Origin of the sequence: Saccharopolyspora gregorii (genome assembly GCF_024734405.1) — a bacterium.
In the GTDB taxonomy this organism is placed as follows: domain Bacteria; phylum Actinomycetota; class Actinomycetes; order Mycobacteriales; family Pseudonocardiaceae; genus Saccharopolyspora_C; species Saccharopolyspora_C gregorii.
Window position 1 is genome coordinate 3,807,188 of record NZ_CP059556.1, and the last position, 20,633, is coordinate 3,827,820.

Annotated in this window: 17 protein-coding genes and 1 riboswitch; of the genes, 9 read left to right on the top strand and 8 right to left on the bottom strand. The window is 73.9% G+C overall.

Annotated features, from left to right (window positions below):
- Positions 1-401: 401 nt before the first annotated feature.
- Positions 402-1,568 (bottom strand): class I SAM-dependent methyltransferase, encoded by a 1,167-nt coding sequence (locus H1226_RS16595; RefSeq protein ID WP_309148736.1) that lies wholly within the window; start codon positions 1,566-1,568, stop codon positions 402-404.
- Positions 1,569-1,773: 205 nt separating this feature from the next.
- Between H1226_RS16595 and H1226_RS16600 the strand changes: the two genes are divergently transcribed.
- Positions 1,774-3,936 (top strand): ATP-binding protein, encoded by a 2,163-nt coding sequence (locus H1226_RS16600; protein WP_258341543.1) that lies wholly within the window; start codon positions 1,774-1,776, stop codon positions 3,934-3,936.
- Here the strand turns inward: H1226_RS16600 and H1226_RS16605 are convergent.
- Positions 3,911-4,846 carry a carbohydrate kinase family protein gene (locus H1226_RS16605; RefSeq protein ID WP_258341544.1) on the bottom strand — a complete coding sequence of 312 codons (936 nt, stop codon included), beginning with the start codon at positions 4,844-4,846 and terminating at the stop codon, positions 3,911-3,913. The two genes, H1226_RS16600 and H1226_RS16605, sit on opposite strands and share 26 nt — an antisense overlap.
- Positions 4,847-5,057: 211 nt before the next feature.
- Here H1226_RS16605 and H1226_RS16610 point away from each other — a divergent pair, with 211 nt between their 5' ends.
- Complete coding sequence (locus tag H1226_RS16610) at positions 5,058-7,928, top strand: AfsR/SARP family transcriptional regulator (protein WP_258341545.1); 2,871 nt, start codon at positions 5,058-5,060, stop codon at positions 7,926-7,928.
- A gap of 8 nt (positions 7,929-7,936) precedes the next feature.
- Here the strand turns inward: H1226_RS16610 and H1226_RS16615 are convergent, their stop codons facing one another.
- On the bottom strand, positions 7,937-8,806 hold the full coding sequence (locus H1226_RS16615) for an alpha/beta fold hydrolase (RefSeq protein ID WP_258341546.1): 870 nt from the start codon (positions 8,804-8,806) through the stop codon (positions 7,937-7,939).
- Between the two features lie 243 nt (positions 8,807-9,049).
- Between H1226_RS16615 and H1226_RS16620 the strand changes: the two genes are divergently transcribed.
- Complete coding sequence (locus tag H1226_RS16620) at positions 9,050-10,396, top strand: serine/threonine-protein kinase (protein WP_258341547.1); 1,347 nt, start codon at positions 9,050-9,052, stop codon at positions 10,394-10,396.
- A 9-nt stretch (positions 10,397-10,405) separates the two neighbouring features.
- On the opposite strand, the gene H1226_RS16625 is transcribed toward H1226_RS16620, so the two are convergent.
- Positions 10,406-10,732, bottom strand: coding sequence for a branched-chain amino acid transporter permease (locus tag H1226_RS16625; protein WP_224957519.1), 327 nt, complete (start codon positions 10,730-10,732; stop codon positions 10,406-10,408).
- Positions 10,725-11,468 carry an AzlC family ABC transporter permease gene (locus tag H1226_RS16630; protein ID WP_258341548.1) on the bottom strand — a complete coding sequence of 248 codons (744 nt, stop codon included), beginning with the start codon at positions 11,466-11,468 and terminating at the stop codon, positions 10,725-10,727. Before H1226_RS16630 ends, H1226_RS16625 begins: the two co-directional genes overlap by 8 nt.
- Before the next feature lie 63 nt (positions 11,469-11,531).
- Between H1226_RS16630 and H1226_RS16635 the strand changes: the two genes are divergently transcribed.
- Positions 11,532-11,990 (top strand): Lrp/AsnC family transcriptional regulator, encoded by a 459-nt coding sequence (locus tag H1226_RS16635; protein ID WP_224957517.1) that lies wholly within the window; start codon positions 11,532-11,534, stop codon positions 11,988-11,990.
- Between the two features lie 98 nt (positions 11,991-12,088).
- A complete protein-coding gene (locus H1226_RS16640; protein ID WP_258341549.1) occupies positions 12,089-12,514 on the top strand; it encodes a nuclear transport factor 2 family protein in 426 nt (141 codons plus the stop codon).
- Between the two features lie 63 nt (positions 12,515-12,577).
- Here H1226_RS16640 and H1226_RS16645 read toward each other — a convergent pair whose 3' ends face one another.
- Both H1226_RS16645 and H1226_RS16650 read right to left on the bottom strand, forming a co-directional pair.
- Positions 12,578-13,363 carry an amino acid ABC transporter ATP-binding protein gene (locus H1226_RS16645; protein ID WP_258341550.1) on the bottom strand — a complete coding sequence of 262 codons (786 nt, stop codon included), beginning with the start codon at positions 13,361-13,363 and terminating at the stop codon, positions 12,578-12,580.
- Positions 13,360-14,835: an ABC transporter substrate-binding protein/permease gene (locus H1226_RS16650; RefSeq protein ID WP_258341551.1), complete on the bottom strand. Its 1,476-nt coding sequence runs from the start codon at positions 14,833-14,835 to the stop codon at positions 13,360-13,362. Before H1226_RS16650 ends, H1226_RS16645 begins: the two co-directional genes overlap by 4 nt.
- A gap of 177 nt (positions 14,836-15,012) precedes the next feature.
- Positions 15,013-15,125, top strand: a riboswitch (cobalamin riboswitch).
- Positions 15,126-15,160: 35 nt separating this feature from the next.
- Here H1226_RS16650 and H1226_RS16655 point away from each other — a divergent pair.
- Genes H1226_RS16655 through H1226_RS16665 form a run of 3 tightly spaced genes read left to right on the top strand, consistent with a single transcriptional unit; the run spans position 15,161 to position 18,047 of the window.
- Positions 15,161-16,234, top strand: a complete 1,074-nt coding sequence (locus H1226_RS16655) for a FecCD family ABC transporter permease (protein ID WP_224957512.1) — start codon at positions 15,161-15,163, stop codon at positions 16,232-16,234.
- Positions 16,231-17,040, top strand: coding sequence for an ABC transporter ATP-binding protein (locus H1226_RS16660; protein ID WP_258341552.1), 810 nt, complete (start codon positions 16,231-16,233; stop codon positions 17,038-17,040). Before H1226_RS16655 ends, H1226_RS16660 begins: the two co-directional genes overlap by 4 nt.
- The gene (locus H1226_RS16665) at positions 17,016-18,047 is read left to right on the top strand and encodes an ABC transporter substrate-binding protein (protein WP_258341553.1); all 1,032 of its coding nucleotides are present in this window, start codon (positions 17,016-17,018) and stop codon (positions 18,045-18,047) included. The genes H1226_RS16660 and H1226_RS16665 overlap by 25 nt, the downstream gene beginning before the upstream one ends.
- 36 nt (positions 18,048-18,083) lie before the next feature.
- Here the strand turns inward: H1226_RS16665 and H1226_RS16670 are convergent, their stop codons facing one another.
- A complete protein-coding gene (locus tag H1226_RS16670) occupies positions 18,084-19,298 on the bottom strand; it encodes an MFS transporter (protein WP_258341554.1) in 1,215 nt (404 codons plus the stop codon).
- Positions 19,299-19,507: 209 nt separating this feature from the next.
- On the opposite strand from H1226_RS16670, the gene H1226_RS16675 reads away from it, so the two are divergent.
- Complete coding sequence (locus H1226_RS16675) at positions 19,508-20,545, top strand: LacI family DNA-binding transcriptional regulator (RefSeq protein WP_258341555.1); 1,038 nt, start codon at positions 19,508-19,510, stop codon at positions 20,543-20,545.
- Positions 20,546-20,633: the final 88 nt, after the last annotated feature.

Genomic DNA, 20,633 nt, shown 5'->3' on the forward strand with positions numbered 1-20,633 from the left:
CGGCGCCGAGCGCCGCGACGATTCACGTGTTCGCATGGGCACCTCTCGGGTGAGATCTTCTCGCACCATCCCGGACGATTCCGCACCCATTTCCGAACACGATTCGATTCGGAATTCGGCGGTGCGCGGAATCGGAACCCCACTGCCCCGGACACGTCCGCGATGACGCACGCAAAAGCGGTGAAACCCCTGGCCGGCGCGATTCCCGGTGCGCCGAGGAATCGTCCGCGGCAGCGCGGAAGAACTGGTGCGAATCGTCCTGCACCGGCGGCCCAGAAATTACCCATCGCACTGATCCAGGCCAACGGCCAACCGAGTGATTCGGCGCGATGAGAATTCATCGCGCCGAACCGGCGGTGCGAATCCCGCCCTCTTCCCGAGCCGGTTTCCCGGCGGCGGAATCAGTCCCGCGCCACCAGCCGCCACAGCGACACGGTCTCGGCGGCCCGCGCCTCGTGCAGCGGGTCGTCGGTGTCGGCGGACCGCGGGTGCCGGGGCGCCGCGTCGCTGCGGCCCGCGACGGCGAGGCCCGCGGCGTCGATCAGGTCCAGCAGCTCCTGCCGGGTGCGCAGCCCGAGCAGCTCGGCCAGGTCGGACAGCACCAGCCAGCCCTGCCCGCCCGGTTCCAGGTGCCCGGCGAGCCCGGTGAGGAATCCGCGCAGCATCCGGCTTCCCGGGTCGTAGACGGCGCGCTGCAGCGCCGCCGAGGGCTTCGCGGGCAGCCACGGCGGGTTGCACACCACCAGTCCCGCGCGGCCCTCCGGGTACAGGTCGGCCGAGGTCACCTCGACGCGGCCGGACAGCCCGAGCGCCTCGACGTTCTCCGCCGCGCAGGCCAGCGCGCGCTCGTCGAGCTCGGTGGCGACCACCCGGTCCACCCCGCGGCGGGCGAGCAGCGCGGCCAGCACGCCGGTGCCGGTGCCGAGGTCGAACGCGGTCCCCACCGGCGGCAGCGGTTCGGCGGCGATCAGCTCCAGGTAGTCGGAGCGCAGCGGGGCGAACACGCCGTAGTGCGGGTGGATCCGCGCGTCCAGCGCGGGGATCTCGATGCCGTTGCGGCGCCACTCGTGCGCGCCGATGATGCCGAGCAGTTCCCGCAGCGACAGCACGAACGGCTCGTCCGCGGGGCAACCCGCGGCCAGGCAGGCGTCCCGGACCTCCGGCGCGCGGCGCAGCGGCACCTCGCACCCGGCGTCGACGGGGATCAGCAGCATGCCCAGCAGCCGGGACCGCTGCGCCTGGCGCTGCCGGTACCGGTGGAAGGTCTGCGCGGGGGTGTCCATCTCGGCGAGCGGCTTGCGGTCCACCCGCCGGGTCATCGCGGTGAGCAGGTTGCGCGCGCCGTGGAAGTCGCCCCGCCACAGGAAAGCGGTGCCTTCCGCCGCCTGGCTGTGCGCGTCGTCCGCGCGGAGCCGGTCGTCGGCGACCACCACCCGCCGCGGTGGCGGCGCATCGTTCTCCGAGCGCCAGATCGCCGAACGCGGCTCCCCTCGCTCGGTCCACTCCAGCATCGGCAACGGGGTGTTCGGCAACGCGGTTCTCTTCTCGTCGAACGTACGGCCGTCCATCGTATCGCCCGTGCTCAGCGCCGACGGCGGCAGCACCGCCAGGCCGCCACCCCATCCGGTGATCTTGGCCGGATCCCCCGCCGCGGCCGCACCGACCAGCCCAAGATCGACTTGGGGTGCGTGCCACCGGGCCGGACCACTCGCTTGGCGGGCATCGCGCCGACCGAGGCACTGCGTACGGTGCAGGAAGGGGGTGATTCGTGTCGTGTCCGGCACCGAAGACCCACCAGGGATCTTCCCGCTCGTGCAGCCGGGAACCGGGCCATCGGCCGCGAACGCGCTCTCCGGCACCGCGCACGGGCCGGTGGTGCAGGCCGGCTCGATCGGCCAGATCCACTTCCACCGCGGTCCGGAGCGCGGCGTGCCCCGGCAACTGGCTCCCGCCCCCGCGCACTTCACCAACCGGGACGCTGAACTGGACGAGCTGGACCGGCCGGTGGCGCACCCGGATCGCTGCGGGCTCGTGGTGCTGTCCGGGTTCGGCGGTGTCGGCAAGACAGCACTGGCGCTGTCCTGGCTGCACCGCGCCCGAGACCGGTTCGCCGACGGGCAGCTGTACGCGGACCTCTCCGGCGCGGACGCGGGCCGACCGGCCGACCCGGCCACGGTCCTCGGTGATTTCCTGCGCGCTCTCGGCGTCCCACCGGAAGAACTGCCCGCCGGGACCGGACCTCGGGCGGCGTGGTTCCGCTCCTCGGTGGCCGGCAGGTCGGTGGCGATCCTGCTCGACAACGCTTGGACCGCCGCGCAGGTCCGCGCGTTGCTGCCCGCCGCGCCGAGCTGCACCGTCGTGGTCACCACCCGTCGGATGCTGCGCTCCCTGCTCGCCGATGGGGCGCGGTTCATCGACGTGGGCCCGCTCAACGCGGACGCGTCGCGGACGCTGCTGCTCAAAGCCGTCGGCAGGCAACGGATATCCGCGGAACCGGAGCCGGCGCGGGAACTCGTCCGGCTGTGCGGCGGCCTGCCGATCGCACTGTCGGTGACCGCCGCCCGGCTGGCTTCGCGACGACTGCTGCGGTTGGGCGAGACGGTGGCGGAACTGCAGCAGGAGCAGAGGCGGCTCGGCCTGCTCTCGCGCGGCGAGGAGGTATCGGTGCGTTCGGTCTTCGACGCGTCCTACCAAGAACTCCCCGGCCCGGCCCGGTCGACGTACCGGGCGATGGGCCTGCATCCCGGCCCGGAGTTCGACCGCGCGGTGCTGGCCGCCGCGACCGGGCTCGGCCGGGCCGCGCTGGACGAACCGCTGGAGGCATTGCAGGAGGCGCACCTGCTGCAAGAGGTGCGCGGCGGCCGGTACCGGTTCCACGACCTGATCCGGTTGCACGCCAAGGAGAAGGCGGACGTGACCGACACCGCCGAACGGCGCGCCGAGGTGCTCCTGCGCATCGTCGAGCACTACGTCCGGCGCACCGGGCAGGCCGCCGCGCTCTGCACCCCGCACCTGCGCGGCGCGGCCTACGAATTCGCGTTCCCGGAAGCGGATTCCGCCGAGTTCGCCGACCGCGGGCAGGCGCTGGACTGGCTGGAGCAGGAACGCGCCAACCTGGTCGGGGCGGTGCGCGCGGCCGCGGACGGCGGGCTTCTCGCGGCGGCCTGGCAGCTGGGTTACCTGCTCTGGCCGCTGTTCCGGTACCGCGGCCACCACGCGGACTGGCGCGCGGTAGACGAGGCGTGCCTGGCCGCGGCCCGCGAGCTCGGCGAGCCCGAGCTGGAGGCGCGCACCGCGCGCAGGCTGGCGATGCTGCACCACCGGCACGCCGAATGGGCGGTGGCGGACCGGTTGCTGCACCGGTGCGCCGAACTGCACGCCCGCAGCGGGGACGCCTACGGCGCGGCCGACACGGCCGACGCCCAGGCCGTGCTAGCGCTGGCCCGCGGCGACGCCCTCGCGGCCCGGGCCTCCGCGCAGCACGCCGAAACAGGTTTCGCCATCACCGGATTCCCCCGGAAGGCCGCGCTGGCGCGGTTGCTCTCCGGGCAGGCCGGCGTGCGGATCGGCGAGGTCGCCACCGGGCTCACCGAGGTGCGCGCCGCGACCGCACTGCTGCGCGAGCACCGGGCGCAGGACCCGTTCAACGCCGCCCGCGCCCGGCTCGTGCTCGGCGAGTCGCTGGTCGCCGCCGGTGAGGTCGCCGAGGCCGCCGCCGAGATCGACGCGGGCGCCACCGAGATGGACGAGCTGGACTCCCCCGTCGGCCAGGCGCTCGCGCACAGCGCGCGCGCCGAGCTCGCCGCCGCGCGAGGGCATCCGGCCGACGAACGGCGACAGCTCGCCGCGGCGCTGCGCCTGTTCGAGCACCAGGGCGACGAGGCCGCCGCCGCACCGCTGCGCGACCGGCTCACCGGTCCCAGCGGTCCAGCGTGACCCGCACCGGGTGCCGCTGCCGCAGTCGCGCCAGCTCCGTCGCGGTCAGCGCCACCCCGGACGGGAACCGGTGCCCGATGCGCCAGCCCGCGTAGAGCACCGCGTCCGGGAGTGCTTCGGCCGCGTTCCCGGTGCTCAACCAGCCGTGCAGGAACGCGGCGAACAGCGAGTCCCCGGCGCTGGAGGTGTTGCACACTCCCAGCGGGGCCACCGCCTCCGCGCGCACCAGCCTGCCGTCGCGCAGCCCCAGCACGCAGCCCAGCGGCCCGCGCCCCACCGCCGCGACCAGGCAGCCCGGGTAGCGGTCGAAGATCCGCGCGAGCCAGCGCTCCGCACTGCACGGCAACCGCTCGTGTGAGCAGAACACGATGTCGGCGACCTCCAGCCACGGCCCGTAGTAGTCGTCCTCCACGTCGGCGATCACGTTGACGTCCACCGCGATCGGCACCCCGTGCAGCACCGCCGCGGCCAGCAGCGGGCGGGTGAACGGCGTGCTCGTCAGCACGGCCAGGTCGGCACCGCGCACCATCTCGGTGAACACCTCCTCCGGGTACTGCACGGCGGCGATCCTCGTCGAGTGCGACAGCACCGCCCGCCGCCCGTCCGGGGCGACCAGCACCGCGGCTTCGGCGGACACCCCGAGGTCCACCACGCCGCGCCCGTCCAGCCCGTGCTCGCGGAGGCTCCCGCGGATCAGGGAGCCGATCGCGTCCCGGCCCGCCACCGTGCACAGCTCCACCTCGTCGCCCAGCGCCCGCAGGATCGTCGAGATGTGCCCGGCGGCCCCGCCGAGCCCGCTCGCGAGCCAGCGCGGATCCCACCCGCTCGCGGCGGTGTCCACGGCCGGCTCTCCGACCCCGATGTTGATGCCCCAGCTCGCCACTCCGGCGACCACGATCCGGTTCCCCATCGGATGCTCCCTCCCGTCGCTGCGGGCGACCGCACCACCCGCTGCACCCCACGGTGCGGGACCGGGGTGGAACGTCCGCTGGAGCAGCGGGAGGTACGTCCGCTGGACGGCGAACCGGACCGCCGTATGGATGCTTGCGCCGAATGAACGCTTCCCCGCGGCGGATCGGGTGCTTCACTGAACGCTGCGCGGTACTCGAAGGGGGAACTGAATGGAGTTCCGATTATTGGGCCCGGTCGAGGTGCGTGCCGATTCCGGTGAGCTGGTCGAGCTGCGGCCCGGCCTGCTGGGAATCCTCGTCGTGCTGCTGGTCAACCCCGGCAAGGCGGTGTCGCAGCGCAGCGTCGTCGACAAGGTGTGGGGCGAGCACCCTCCGTCGATGGAGTCGCTGTACCGCTACATCTCGACGCTGCGCGCGGAAGTCCGCGGCGACGGGGTGCACTGGCCGCGCGCCAAGCCGGGGTTCTGGCGGCTCGACGTGGCTCCCGAACTGGTGGACTACCACCGGTTCCGGCACCACCTGGACCGGGCGCGGCAGTCGAGCGGCACCGAGGTGGAGGAGCACTGCCGCCGCGCGCTGGGCGAGTGCGGGTCCGAACTGCTGGCCGGGGTGGACGGCCCGGGACTGCACCGGCTCCGCACCCAGCTGGAACGGGACCGCATCGCGGGTGTCCGGCTTCTGGCCGGCGCCCTGCTCGACTCAGGCCAGGTGTCGGCCGCGCTCAACGAGCTGGACTGGGTGCCGTCGGACCACGAGCTCGACGAGGAGATCGTGGCCCTGCGGATGCGGGCGCTCGCCGCCGCGGGTCAGCTGCGCAGGCTGCGGGACTACGTGGTGGAAGTGTCCGCCACCTACCGGGAAGAAGGCACTGACCTGCCCGCCCGGCTCCGCGCACTGCACACCTCGCTGCTGCAGCAGGACGATCCGATCGTACGGCCGCGCACGGCGGGCGCGGAACGCGAGGCGCAGTGGACGCTCGCCGGTGGGGTGACCAAACGGGGACTGCCGAGCGGTGGGCTCTCCCGGACCACCGGGTCCGCGGGGAAGTTCGTGCGCCAGCCACGCCAGGGCGGTGCGGCAGCCGGGGGTTCGCGTCCGGCGATGCGACCACGGCAGCTGCCCGCCGTGCCGCCCCACCCGGTCGGACGGGACCGCGCGCTCGCCGGTCTGCTGTCCGCGGTGGAGGACGCGCCGGGAGTTCCACCGTGGCTGCTCATCGTGGAAGGCCTGCCGGGAGCGGGGAAGCACACGTTCGCGCTGCAGCTGGCGCACCGGCTCGCCGATCGCTATCCGGACGGGCAGCTCTACGCGAACCTCCAGGGCCTGGATCGGCACGCGACCGCCGGAGTGCTGCGCGACTTCCTCGCCGCCCTCGACTCCGACGTCCCCGAACGCTCCACAGTGGATTACCTGGCGGCAGGTCTGCGCAGCGCGCTCGCCGGCCGCCGGGTCCTGGTGCTGTTGAGCAACGCGCGCAGCGCCGAGCAGGTGCAGCCGCTGCTGCCCGGTCATCCCGGATGCCTCGTCGTGGTCACCAGCAGCCGCAGGCTGGAGGGCCTCGCGCTGCACCACGACGCCCGCCGGATCGAACTGCCACCGCTGCCCCGGGCCGATTCGATCGCACTGCTGCACGCTGCGCTGGGCCGCCCGGGGAGCCCCGGGCCCGCGTCGGAGGCGGAACTGGACGAACTCGCCGCCCTGTGCGGAGATCTGCCGCTGGCGCTGCGCATCGCGGGCATCATCGCGAGCAGGCACCCCGCCGCGTCGCTGTCCGAGACCATCGCCGACATCCGGCACCACCGCATCGACGCGCTCGAAGTCGACGGGCACCTCGCACTGCGCGCCACCTTCGCCACCGCGCACGACGACCTCGGCCCGCAGGCCCAGCGGTTGTTCCTCCTGCTGTCGTTGCACCCGGGGCCGGTGATCGAGATGTCCGGGGCCGCCGCCCTCAGCGGCCTGCCGCGCGCCGAGGCCGGGAAACTGCTGGACCGGCTGGCGCACTTGCGGCTGCTGGACCAGCCGGACAAGCACGGCTACCGGCTCTCGGACCTGTCGCTGGACTACGCGCGGACTTGCGCGGACGAGGAACTGCTCGACACCGATCGCTACGCGGCCCGGCGCAGGTTGCTCGACCACTTCCTGCACTCCGCTGCGGGCGCCGCGGCGCTGATCACCGAGCAGGCCCGCGCGATCGTGCCGGGACCACCGGACAACGACGTCGAACCGGACCGCCCCGGCGGCCGTGACGAGGCGCTGCGCTGGTTCGAGCGCAACCGCGAGAACCTGCTCGGTGCGGTCGACATCGCGGAGCGGCACGGATTTCCCGAGCACGCTTGGCGCCTCGCCTGGGCGAGCACCGACTTCCTGAACCTGCGCAGCCTGCACGCGGACTGGATTCGCAGCCACGTGATCGCGCTGCAGGCGGCGCGGCGCACCGAGGCACCGGACGCCGTGGAGATCACCGAGCTGAACCTCGCCAACGGGTACCTGCGGGCGCAGCGCTACGCCGAGGCGCTGGCCCTGCTGTCCGACGCGGGCGAGCGATCCGGCGACCCGTCGCGGGAGGCCTTCCGGCAGAACAGCATCGGGTGGGCCTACACCTGCCTCGGGCTCCCCGCGCGAGCGATCCCGCACCACCGGCGGGCGCTGGAGCACTTCCAAGCCCCCGGGCAGCGGTACGGTCGAGCGCACTCGCTGGTCTACCTGTGCTGGGCGTGCAACGGCATCGGCGAACAGCAGCGGGCCCTGGAGCACGGCCTGCCCGGCCTGGACCTGTTCGGGGAGCTCGGCGACGACATGGGCCTCGCCGCCGCCCACCACGCGATCGGCGGTGCGCACGCCGCGATGCGGCGGACCGGCCCGGCGGTGGAGCACCTCGTGCAGGCCCAGCACTACTGGGAACGCTGCGGCGACCTGCACCACGTGGCGTGGGTGCTCGCGGACCTGGTGGTCCTGCACCGCGCGACGGGCGAACCCGAGCGGGCGCGCCGCCGCTGGGACCAGGCGACCGCCCGTCTCGACTTCCTCGGCGAGCACCCCGACACCCCGCGGCTGCGGGCCCTGCTCGGGCCGCGCTGACCACCGGATCACTCCGCCATGAACTCCTGGATCTCGGCGAGGACGCGGTCGGGGCGTTCGTCGACGATGAAGTGGCCCGCGCCGGGCACCCAGCGCACGTCCATCCGCTCGGCGTGGCGTTCGTAGCCCGCCAGCAGCCGGGGCGAGATCGCCGGATCGCCGGTGCCGAACAGCAGCCGGGTCCGGGTGGTCAGCGTCGAGTCCCGGTAGCGCCCGCGGGCCACGGCGGGCAGCTCGCGCAGCAGGAACGTGCGGTACAGCTGCACCGAGGCCCGCGCCCGCGCCGGATCCCGCCAGCGGTCGGCGAACGCGTCCCGCTCGGCACGCCCGAGCGCGCCGCGTTCGACGGTGCCGAGGATGCCGCGGGAGATGAACGGGGTGCGGCGCACCAGCAGCGACCCCAGCGGCGATCCCACCACCACCTGGTACCAGAACCGCCACAGGCTCAGCCGCGCCGCGGGCGACCGGGACGGCCACGGGTGCGCGATGTTCAGCGCGAGGAACCGGTCGAACCGCTCCGGCGCGCGCAGGCAGGCGAGGAAACCGGTCCAGCCGCCCCAGTCGTGGCCGACCAGCCGCACCCGGTCGAGCTCCAGCGCGTCGAGCAGGCCGATCAGATCGGCCGCCAGGTTCTCCTTGTCGTAGCCGCCGGTGGGAGCATCGGTCCAGCCGTGGCCGCGCAGGTCCGGCGCGATCACCCGGTACGAACGCGCGAGCTCCGGGATCTGGTGGCGCCACAGGTACCAGTGCTGCGGCCAGCCGTGCAGCAGCACCAGCGGCGGGCCCGAGCCGGCTTCGGCGACGTGCACTCGGAGCCCACCGACCTGGACGTACCGGTGCTCGACCCCGGGCACCTCCGGCGAAACCGCTGCCACCACTCGCCCACCTCCTCGCGAAGACCACTGGCACCCCACCACACCGCGGCGCCGGAACCAACCTCCCGGCCGCACCACCGCCCCGCTGGACCGATCGGCCCAACCAGCGGGACCGAACGGAACAGCGCAGGTCGGACCGGATGCGCGGCCTTCCGGCAGCCGGGCGTGATCCGGCGAACGCGGCACATCGGCGGGTCGCCCACCTCCTAGACTCTCCCCCGGCACACCAGGGGAGGAGTCGCACGGGTGGAGTGGCAGTTCGGTCCGTACGTGGTCCAAGGCCTGATCGCCCGCGGCGGCATGGGGGAGATCCACCGGGCGCACGACAGCAGGCATCAGCGGACCGTCGCGCTCAAGCTGATCGCGGAGCGCCACGCCGAGGACGCCGAGTTCCGCCGCCGCTTCCAGCGCGAAGCACAGGCGACCGCGCGGCTGCGCGACCCGCACGTGATCCCGATCCACTCCTACGGGGAGATCGACGGCCGGCTGTACCTGGACATGCGGCTGGTGGACGGCACCGACCTGGCCACGCACCTGGCGAGCTACGGGCCGCTGGACCCGGACCGGGCGGTGGGCCTGCTGGAGCAGGTCGCGCACGCGCTGGACGCCGCGCACGCCGACGGGCTGGTGCACCGCGACGTGAAACCGTCGAACGTGCTGGTCGGCCGCACCGGGTTCGCGTACCTGGTGGACTTCGGCATCGCCTACGCGGCGAGCACGGGGACGGCCGCGACCTCCACCGGCGTCACCGTCGGCACGCTGGCGTACATGGCGCCGGAGCGGTTCGGCGAGGGGCCGGCGGAGCCGAGCTCGGACGTGTACTCGCTGACCTGCCTGTTCTACGAATGCCTCACCGGCCGCAAGCCGTTCCAGCGCGAAGCGACCGTCGCGATGATCAGCGCGCACCTCAACGACGACCCGCCGCGGCCGGGAACCACCGCGCCGCACCTGGGTGCCGCGTTCGACGCGGTGATCGCGCGCGGCATGGCGAAGGATCCCGCGCACCGATTCGGCTCGGCGGGCGAGCTGGCCGACGAGGCGCGCGCCGCGCTGCACGCCGCACCGACCGCGCCGCGCACCGCGACCGCGCGGCAGCCCGCGGAACCACCGCGCCGGAAGTCCCGCCGCAGGCTCGTGATCGCGGGCCTCGCGGCGCTGGGCGCGGTGCTGGTGGCGGGCGCGGCGTGGACGCTGACGCCGAGCGGTCGCTGGCAGCCCACCGACGACCGGCGGATCACCGCGGTGCCGGGGGCGCTGGTGGACGCGGACCTCGGGGTGTCGGTGCCGGTGAGCACCCCGGTCTGCAACGACTCCTACGCCGTGGTGGTCGGCGCCGCGTTCGAGGCGAGCACCGTGCAGCGGCTGCTCGACGAGTTCCCCGGCTCCGACTACCTGCACGTCCCGTCGACGCCGTGCGGTGCCACGGCGAAGACGAGCACGAGCGGCAAGGCGATCTACTCCGTCTACTTCGGACCGTTCGCGGACGAGGCGAGCGCCTGCGAGCGGTTGGACGCGGCTCGCGAGCAGGCCGACGACGCCTACGTGAAGCAGCTCAGCTCCACCGGCACCCCGGCGGTCATCGCCTGCGACTGACCGTCCGCATCAGGCGGTCGCGAACAGGGTGCTCACCAGCAGCACGTGCACCGCGGTGCCGCCGAGGATGCTCAGCAGCGCGTTCCCGCGCCACAGGTGCAATCCGAGCGTCGCCGCGAGCGCCAGCCCCACCGGCGCGACCTCCGGCGCCGTGGTGCCGTGCACCGTGTAGACGGCGAGCACGACCATCACGCCGACGGGCATCCGCTGCCCCAGGTGGCGCACCAGCTCGCTGTCCCGCAACGGGGCCAGCGCCGCGAACGGCAGCGCCCGCACCCCCCACGTCACGGCGGTGCACACCGCGACGACCGCCACCAGGTACGGCGTCTCAGGCACGAGCGCTCCCCTTCCGCGCGACCAGGCGGACCAGCAGCAGAGCTGCGGTGAACAGGCCGAACGCCACCGGCAGCATCTGCTGCGGGAACAGCACCATCGCCACCAGCGCGCACACCAGCGCCAGCACCGGGGTCGGGATGTCGCGCCGCTCCCGGAACGCGTCCACCGCCAGCACCACGAACAGCGCGGTCAGCGCGAAGTCCAGCCCGGCCAGCTCGAACGGCAGCACCGTCCCCACCAGCGCTCCGGCGGTGGCCCCACCGGCCCAGTACACCTGGCACAACACCTGCAACCAGACGATGCGGCGGCCCGTCCAGGACCGCGCCGACTCGCTGGTGCTCGCCGCGTAGGCCTCATCGGTCAGCGCGAACGTGCTGTAGGCCTTGCCGAAGCGGCCGGTGACCCGGTGCAGCGGGAAGGACAGCGCGTAGAACACGTGCCGGAAGTTGACCAGCAGCGCCGTCAGCGCCACCTGCGCCAGCGGCGTCGCCACCAGCACCAGCCCGACCAGCAGGAACTCCAGCGAACCCGCGTAGATGAACGTGGTGAACACCGTCGCCCACCACCACGCCAGCCCCGAGTGCACCACCAGCATCCCGAACGCGATGCCCAGCGGGAACAGCGCCAGCCCCACCGAGCTCGAATCCCGCAGCGCCGCGCGGAAGTCGGCGTGGCGCACGGCGGGTTCGGGCGGCGCGGGAGGGCAGCGTTCGAGGACGGCGGAATGCGAGGTCATGCCTGCAATCATAGTTTTCAGAACGCGTAATATGGTTGCCGACGAGGGCCGATATTTCGAGATATGAGCAATCAAATGATGATCGACGGTACTGATCACGACATTTTGTTCCACCTGCGCCAGGACGGCCGGTTGACCAACGTGGAGCTCGCCAAGCGCGTCGGGCTCACCCCAGCCCCCTGCCTGCGCCGGGTCAAGCGGCTGGAGGACGACGGGATCATCGCCGGCTACCGGGCGCGCATCGACCCCGCCGCGGTGGGCCGCCGGTTCGAGGTGATGGTCTCGCTGGAGATCAGCATCAACGACCTGCAGACCGTCGAGGAGCTCGAATCCACGATCAGCGAGTACGACGAGGTCGTCGAGTTCCACCGCCTGTTCGGCCGCCCCGACTACCTGATCCGCGTCGCCGTCGAGGACCAGTCCGCGTTCGAGGAGTTCCTCACCGGCAAGCTCATGGCGCTGCGCGCGGTCGCCCGCGTCGACTCCCACCTGATCATGCGCAAGGTCAAGAGCGACGACTGACCGCTGCGCGGCGGCCGTCGGAACTCGTCCTCGACCGGGGGCCCCGGCCGCACTACGGTCGACTCCCGGACCGTGCAGCTCGTCGACCAGGAGACCGCGTGAACACCATCGACCGCTTCCGCGACGCCGTCGAGCGGCGCGACACCGCCGCGCTGGAACCGCTGTTCGCGGCCGAGCCGCGGTTCTTCAGCCCGGTCAAGTTCCGGCCGTTCGAAGGCAGGGACCTGGTGCTCGGCGTGTTCGACGTGCTGTTCCGCCGGGTCTTCGAGGAGTTCCGCTACGCGGGCGCGCTGGAGGGCACCGCGGACACCGCGGCGGGCGGCGACGCCGACTCGCACGTGCTGATCTTCCGGGCGACCGTCGGCGGCAAGGAGGTCCACGGCATCGATCTCGTCCAGCTGGACGCGGCCGGGCTGATCTCCGAGTTCACCGTGATGGTGCGGCCGCTGAGCGCGGTCACCGCGCTCAGCGAGGCCGTGTTCGCCGGGCTCGTCGCCGAAGGGCTCGTGCCCGCGCCGCAGTGACGGCCCCGCGCGCGGCGGGCCACCGGCGGCGGGGGCGATCCGGTGGAGACGCCCCCACCGGGCTCACTCGTTCAGGATGCGCCGCAGGAACCGCCGGGTCCGCTCCTCCCGCGGATCGGCCAGCACCTGGTCGCCGCTGCCGCGCTCCACGATCGCGCCGTCGTCCAGGAACAGCACCTGGTCGGCGACCTGCCGGGCGAAGCGGATCTCGTGGGTGACGATGACCGTCGTCCAGCCCGCCGCCGCCAGGTCCTTGATCACCGCCAGCACCTCGCCGACCAGCTCCGGGTCCAGCGCCGAGGTCGGCTCGTCGAACAGCACCACGCGCGGCTCCAGCGCCAGCGCGCGGGCGATGCCGACGCGCTGCTGCTGCCCGCCGGAGAGCTGGAACGGGTAGGTGTCGGCGCGCTCGCCGAGCCCCACCTGCTCCAGCAGCGCCTTCGCGTCGGCGACGGCCTGCTCGCGCGGCCGGCGCTGGGCGACGACCGGGCCCTCGATGACGTTCTCCAGCACCGTGCGGTGCGGGAACAGGTTGTGCGACTGGAAGACCATGCCGCTCTGCGCGCGCAGCCGCGCCGCCTCGCGACGCCCGGCCTTCCCGGCGGGCAACGCCGCGAAGTCGACCTCCACGTCGTCGATGCCGATCACTCCGGAATCCGGGACGTCCAGCGCGTTCAACGAGCGCAGCACGGTGGTCTTGCCCGAACCGGACGGCCCCACCACGACCGTCGAAGTGCCGCGCGCGGCCTCGAAGTCGATGCCGCGCAGCACCTTCCGGTCGTCGAAGGACTTCTCCAGCCCGCGCACCCGGATCCGGGGTTCGGGATTCTGCTCCGCGGTCTCGGTCATCGCGCCACGTACCTGTCCAGTCGGGTTTCCAGTCGCTTCTGCGCGGCCGAGATCGCCACGCACATGATCCAGTAGTACAGCCCGGCGAAGGCGTAGAGCGCGAGGAACTCGTTGCTCTCCGCCGCGGCCAGCTGCGCCTGCCGGAACAGCTCGGTCAGCAGCACCACCGAGCCCAGCGAGGTGTCCTTCAGCAACGACAGCAAGGTGTTCGACAGCGGCGGCACCGCGGTGCGCGTCGCCTGCGGCAGGACGATCCGCCGCAGGGTCTGCCAGTAGCCGAGCCCGATCGTCGCCGACGCCTCGAACTGGCCCTTCGGCACCGCCAGGATCGCCGAGCGCACCACTTCCGCGGCGTACCCGGCCACGTTGAGGCTGAACGCGATCACCGCCGCGGTGAACGGCGGGAACTTCACGCCCAGCTGCGGCAGCCCGTAGAACACGATGAACAGCTGCAGCAGCAGCGGCGTCCCCCGGATGATCGAGATGAACGCGCGCGCCAGCCCGGACAGCACCCGGTACGGCGAGATCCGGGCCAGCGCCACCACCAGCGCCAGCGCCAGGCCGATGGCGAAGCTCAACGCGGTCAGCGGGATCGTCACCTGCACCAGGCCCAGGAACATCGGCCAGGCCGTGCCCGCCACCACCTGCCAGGTGCTGGTGCGCTCGCGCCCGGAGAGGTCGGCGTCGCCGCCGTCGGGCACCGAGACGTCGGCCTTGAAGTAGCCGCGGGAGATCTCGGCGAGGGTGCCGTCGGCCTTCAGCTCGCCGATCGCCCGGTCCGCCTGCTCCAGCAGGGCGCCGTCGGCCTTGCGGAAGGTGAGGACCTGCTCGCTGGTCTCGCCGCCGGCGTCCCCGGCGATCTCCACGTCCTTCGACCCGGTGCTGGCCAGGTAGTCGAGCACCGCGATGTTGTCGTTGACGATCGCGTCCACCCGGCCCTGGGTGAGCAGCGCGGCGGCCTGCGCGAAGCCCTCGACGGCCTCCACGTTCGCCCCGGCGTCGCGCGCGACCTGCGCCCAGTTGCTGGTGCTGGACTGCGCGGTGGTGCGGCCGCGGACGTCGTCGAGCGTCTTGATGCTCTCGTCGCCGGTGCGGCGCACCACCACGCCGCGGGAGTACGTGTAGGGCTCGGACAGCCCGTACTTGGCGGCGCGTTCCTCGTTGACCGACACCTGGTTGGCGATGACGTCGATGCGGCCCGCGTCCAGCGCCGGGAAGATCGCGTCCCACTGCGTCTCGACGAACTCGATCCGCCACCCGGCGCGGTCCGCGATCGCCTTGATCACGTCGACGTCGTAGCCGGTGAGGTCCGCGCTGCCGGTGTCGTGGAACGAGAACGGCGGATAGGTGCCCTCGGTGCCGACCTTGACCACCGGCCGGTCGTCCGGTGGCGCCTGCGCCGCGGCCGCCTGGGCAGGCGCGACCACCGCCATGATCAGGAACAGCACCGCGCACTTGAGCGCATGTCGCATCGGCGACTCCCTCACCCTCCACAGCGCCCGGATCGCGGCACCGTGCAGGGAGCATAGGGCGAGCGGCGGGGAGCCCGCTCCATGATCCACTATCCGGGACGTCGCAGGAAGCGGGTGGTGCGCTGTGACCGAGCGGACAGCAGGCACGGCTCCCGGAGCCCGCACCGCCGCCTAAGATCCTCCCGAACAGGTGACGGCGAGGGAATCCGATGGAAGTTCGGAGCGGTCGCGCCACTGTGACCGGGCCAGGCGCCCGGGAGCCAGACCCCTCCCGTCGCACCGACCGCTACCCGGGCCGCGCCAGCCCGAGGAGGGTGCCGCTCCCGTGCCGCCACGTCCCGACACCACCCGGCGCGGGTCACCGCCGCGCAGGCTGCGCGCCCCGCTGGTCGTGCTGCTGCTGTGCGCGCTGCTGCCGGTCAGCACCGGGCTGTCCACCGCGTTCGGCGCCGAACCGCTCCCGATCGGTCCCGTCGCCGACGCGCTGCTGAGCCGGATCACCGGCGGGGTCCCCGCCGACCTGGTGCACGACACGATCGTCTGGAACCTGCGGCTGCCGCGGGCCCTGCTGGCCGTGGTCGTCGGAGCCGGGCTGGCGCTGGCCGGGGCCGCGATGCAGACGCTGGTGCGCAACCCGCTCGCCGACCCGTACCTGCTCGGGGTGTCCTCCGGCGCCGGGGTCGGCGCCACCCTGGTGATCACGACGGGGTTGTTCGCCGGGGCCGGGATCTGGGCGCTGTCGGCGGGGGCGCTGACCGGGGCGTTGTGCTCGGCGCTGCTGGTCTTCGGCATCGCGGTGGCGCAGGGCGGGCTGACCCCGCTGCGGCTGGTGCTGATCGGGACGGTGCTCGGCTCCGCGTTCTCCTCCGTCGCGAGCTTCCTGGTGTTCCGCAGCTCCGATCCGGCCGCCGCGCAGTCGGTGCTGTTCTGGCTGCTGGGCAGCCTCGCCGGGGCGGAGTGGTCGCAGCTCGCGCTGCCCGCCGGTGTCGTGGCGGTGGCGGGCGTCGCGTTGTTCGCGGGCAGCGGCTGGCTCGACGCGCTCAGCACCGGGCCGGACACCGCGGCCGCGCTGGGCGTGCCGGTGCGGGCGCTGCGGATCGCGCTGTTCGTGCTGCTGGCCGTGCTGGTCGGGGTGCTGGTCGCGGTCTCCGGCGGCATCGGGTTCGTCGGGCTCGTCGTCCCGCACATCGCCCGGCTCGTCGTCGGCGCCCGGCACCGGGCGCTGCTGCCGGTCGCCGCGCTCGCCGGGGCGCTGTTCCTGCTGTGGGTGGACGTCGCGACGCGGGTGCTGGTGCGGCCCACCGAGATCCCGCTCAGCGTGGTGTCCGGGCTGATCGGGGCGCCGGTGTTCCTGGTGCTGCTGGGGCGGCGCCGCTACGCCTACGGCGGTGCGTCGTGAGCGCGCCGGTGCAGGTGACCGGGCTGCGCTGCGCGCTCGGCGACCGCACCGTGCTGCGCGAGCTGACCTGGAGCGCCACCGCGGGCGAGACGATCGGCGTGGTCGGGCCCAACGGCGCCGGGAAGTCCACGCTGCTGCGCGCGCTCGCCGGGATCCTGCGCCCGGCGGCCGGGGAGGTGCTGGTCGACGGCACCGCGCTGCACCGGCTGACCGCCCGGCAGCGGGCGCGCCGGGTCGCGCTGGTCCCGCAGGAGGAGGACCTGCCGCCGGACTTCCTGGTCGGCGAGTTCGTCGCGCTCGGCACCACGCCCTACCGGGCGCCGTGGTCCGGCGGCGGCGACGCCGAACGCGCGGCGGTGGCCGAGGCGCTGCGCGCGGTGGACCTGGCCGGTTTCGAGGACCGTCCGGTGGACCGGCTCTCCGGCGGGGAGCGCAGGCGGGTGCTGCTGGCCCGCGGCTTCGCCCAGCGGACCCCGCTGCTGCTGCTCGACGAACCGACGAACCACCTCGACGCGCACCACCAGCTGGAGCTGCTGCGGCTGGTGCGCGACTCCGACCGGACCTGCGTGCTCAGCCTGCACGACCTGGCGCTGGCGGCCGCCACCTGCGACCGGGTGCTGGTGCTGCACGAGGGCACCGCCCGCCCGCTCGCCGCACCGGACGAGGCGCTCGCGCCCGAGGTGGTCCGCGAGGTCTTCGGCGTCGAAGCCACCCCCGTCACCCATCCCCGTACCGGCAGGACCCACCTGCTCATCGGGGCCGCACCGAACGAGGACGCACCATGCGACGACACGCCCGGACGCTGATCGCGGTCACCGCCGCCGCCCTGCTGGCCTCCTGCGGGACCGCCGCGCCCGGCGGGCCGGGCGGGCCGACGATCACCGTCGACAACTGCGGAGCTCCCGCCGAGTTCCCCGCCCCCGCGCAGCGGATGTTCGTCAACGACGGCAACATGATCTCGATGGTGCTGGCGCTCGGCGCGCAGCAGCAGGTCGCCGCCGTGTCCAGCCTGCAGCGCGACGCCGACGTGCTGCGCCGCCACTACGGGGACGCGGTGGACCGGCTGCCCGTCGTCGCGCCCTCCTCGCCCTCGCGGGAGACGGTGCTGGCGCAACGGCCCGACGTGGTGGTCGCCGGGTGGAACTACGGCTACAGCGAATCGACCCGGCTCACCCCGGACGGCCTGCGCGGCGCCGGCATCGCCGGGTACGTGCTGACCGAGAGCTGCCGGCAGGGCGCCGGGAAGGCCCGCGGCATCGTCGAACCGTGGCAGGCGCTGCGCACCGACCTCACCAACCTCGGCGCGATCACCGGGCGCACCGAGCAGGCCGCGCGGGTCAACGCCGACGTCCAGCGCCGGCTCGACGCGCTGCGCGCCGCCCCGCAACCGCGGCGCAAGCCGACGATCTTCCTGTTCGACAGCGCCAGCGACACCGTGTTCTCCAGCGGGAACAAGGGCGGGCCGCAGGCGATCATCGACGCGGCGGGCGGGCGCAACGCCATCGAGGACGTCCGGGACACCTGGACGAAGGTGTCCTGGGAGCGGGTCGCCGCCTCCGAGCCGGACGCGTTCCTGTTCGTGGACTACCCGCCGCAGACCTTCGCGGAGAAGGTGGCGATGCTGCGGGCGCGGCCCGGCATCGACCGGCTGCGGGCGGTCACCGAGCAGCGGTTCCTCAACCTGCCGTACTCGATGTGGACGTCCGGGCCGCTGAACATCGACGCCGCCGAGCAGGTCCGGGCGCAGCTCGAGCGGTGGGGCCTGGTGCCGCCGTCCGGCCTGGTCCCCCGCTCCGACGACCGCGTCGGCTGATCCGCCTCGGGACCGGGCCGGGCGCCTGCGGGCCGCTCAGTCGCGGTCGGCGCAGAGCTCGTCCGCGCGGGCGCGGCCGCCGACCGCGACGACCTCCGGTCCCGCCCCGTCGCCGCGGTCCAGGCGTCCGGCGAGCAGCGCCAGCCCGAGCCCGACGACGGTGAGCACGGCGCCGATGATCGCCGGGGACGCGTAGCCGAACCCGGCGCTGATCCCGACCCCGCCGAGCCACGCCCCGCCCGCGTTGGCCAGGTTGAACGCCGAGTGGTTCGAGGCGGCCGCCATCGTCGGCGCGTCCCCGGCCTTCTGCATGATCAGCACCTGCAGCGGTGCCGTGACCCCGAACCCGACCGCGCCGAGCAGCACCGTCAGCAGCACCGCGGCCCACGGGGTGTGCACCGCCCAGGCGAACACGACCAGCACCACCGCCAGCGCGGCCAGCGCCCCGTAGATCGTCGGGCGCAGCGCCCGGTCCCCCAGCGGCCCGACCACCAGCGATCCGGCGGTCATGCCGACGCCGAACAGCGCCAGCACCACCGGCACGGCCGCCGCGGGCAGCCCGGCGAGCTCGGTCATCATCGGCGAGATGTAGCTGTAGACGGCGAACACGCCCGCGAAGCCGAACACGGCGGTGACCAGGCCGAGCCACACCTGCCGACGGCCCAGCGCCCGCAGCTCGCGGCCCAGCCCCCCGCCCGCGGCGACCGGCACGTGCGGCACGAACGCGGCGACCCCGGCGACGGCGACCGCGCCCAGCACGGCGACCACGAGGAACGCGGCCCGCCACCCGAACACCTGGCCCAGGTAGGTGCCCGCGGGCACCCCGACGATGTTGGCGACGGTGAGCCCGAGCAGCACCCGGGCGACCGCGGTGGCCTGCCGCGCGGGCCCCACCAGGTGCGCGGCGACGAGGGTGCTGACGCCGAGCACCGCGCCGTGCGGCAGCCCCGCCAGCAGCCGGGCCGCGAACACCGCCCCGTAGCCGGGGGCGAGCGCGGTCGCGAGGTTGCCGAGCACGAACACCCCGAGGAACGCCAGCAGCGCGTTCCTGCGCCGCAGCCGGGTGCCCAGCGCGGTCAGCAGCGGCGCGCCGATCACCACGCCCAGCGCGTACGCGGACACCAGGTGCCCGGCGGAGGCGATGGAGATGTCGAGACCGCCCGCGACCTGCGGGAGCAGCCCCATGATCACGAATTCGGTGGTGCCGATCGCGAACGCCCCCAGGGCGAGCGCCAGCAACGCCAGAGCCATCGGGGCGGACCTTTCACCAGGGGTCGGAGGATCGTCGGCGGCACGACACCGGACTCGCCGCGAGGGCACGCGGCCGATCGTTTGGCACGTGCCAAAACAGGGTCGCAGCCGCCGCGGCACCGTTTCAAGCCGCGCCGCTGTGATCTCACCCGCGACCGGGCACCGGCTACCATGCCGAGCACCCGGAGGCGACGGCGCGGAGGGACGGGATGCGGGAACCCGCTGGCAGGCGCACCACCATGGCCGACGTCGCCGCCGCGGCCGGGGTCTCCCGGCAGACCGTGTCCCTGGTGCTCGGCGACAAGCCCGGCCCGAACGCGGGCACCCGCGACCACGTGCTGCGCATCGCCGAAGACCTCGGCTACCACGCCGACCTCGCCGCGCAGCTGCTGCGCCGCGCCCGCAGCAGGCAGCTCGGCGTGCTGTTCACCCTCGGGCACGCGCTGGACCCGCACGTGGTCGAAGCGCTCTACACCGCCGCGGCCCGGCTCGACTACGGCGTGGTGCTCAGCGCGATCCTGCCCAGCCGCACCGTGCGGCGCACCGTCGACGAACTGCTCGGGCTGCGCTGCGAGGCGCTGGTCCTCATCGGGCTCGCCGTGGAGGCCCCGGCGCACCTGGCGAAGGTCGCCGAGCGGGTGCCCGTCGTCGAGATCGGCCAGCGCACCGGCGCGGACGGCATCGACAGCGTGCGCACCGACGACGACGCCGGAGCCCGGCTGGCCGTGGACCACCTCGCCGGGCTCGGCCACCGCGACATCGCGCACGTCGACGGCGGCACGCTGCCCGGCGCCGCCGCGCGCCGCGACGGCTACCGGGCGGCGATGCGCGCGCACGGGCTCGCCGCGCACGTGCGGGTGCTGCCCGGCGACTACACCGAGGAGTCCGGCGCGGTCGCGGCGCGGCGGCTGCTCGCGGATCCCCGGCCGCCCACCGCCGTGCTGGCGGGCAACGACCTGTGCGCCGCGGGGTTCGTCGGCACCGCGCTGCGCGGCGGGTTCCGCGTGCCGCGGGACCTCTCGGTGGTCGGCTACGACGACAGCCGGGTCGCGGGACTGCCGTACGTGGACCTCACGACCGTGCGGCAGGACACCGCGACGATGGCCGACCTCGCCGTCGAGGCCTGCGCGGAGCGGCTCGACGGGCAGCGCACCACCCCGTCCGACCGGTTGCTCACCCCCGAGCTCGCCGTGCGCGGCAGCACGGCGGCACCGCCGGCGGCTGGACCGCTCGCGTCGTCGGGGTGAGCGCCTAGGCTGCCTCCCGCACGGTCCGCCGGAGTGCGCGCGGGGGTCGCGGAACGCGGATCGGTGCGGGATCGGGCGCGCGGCGGGG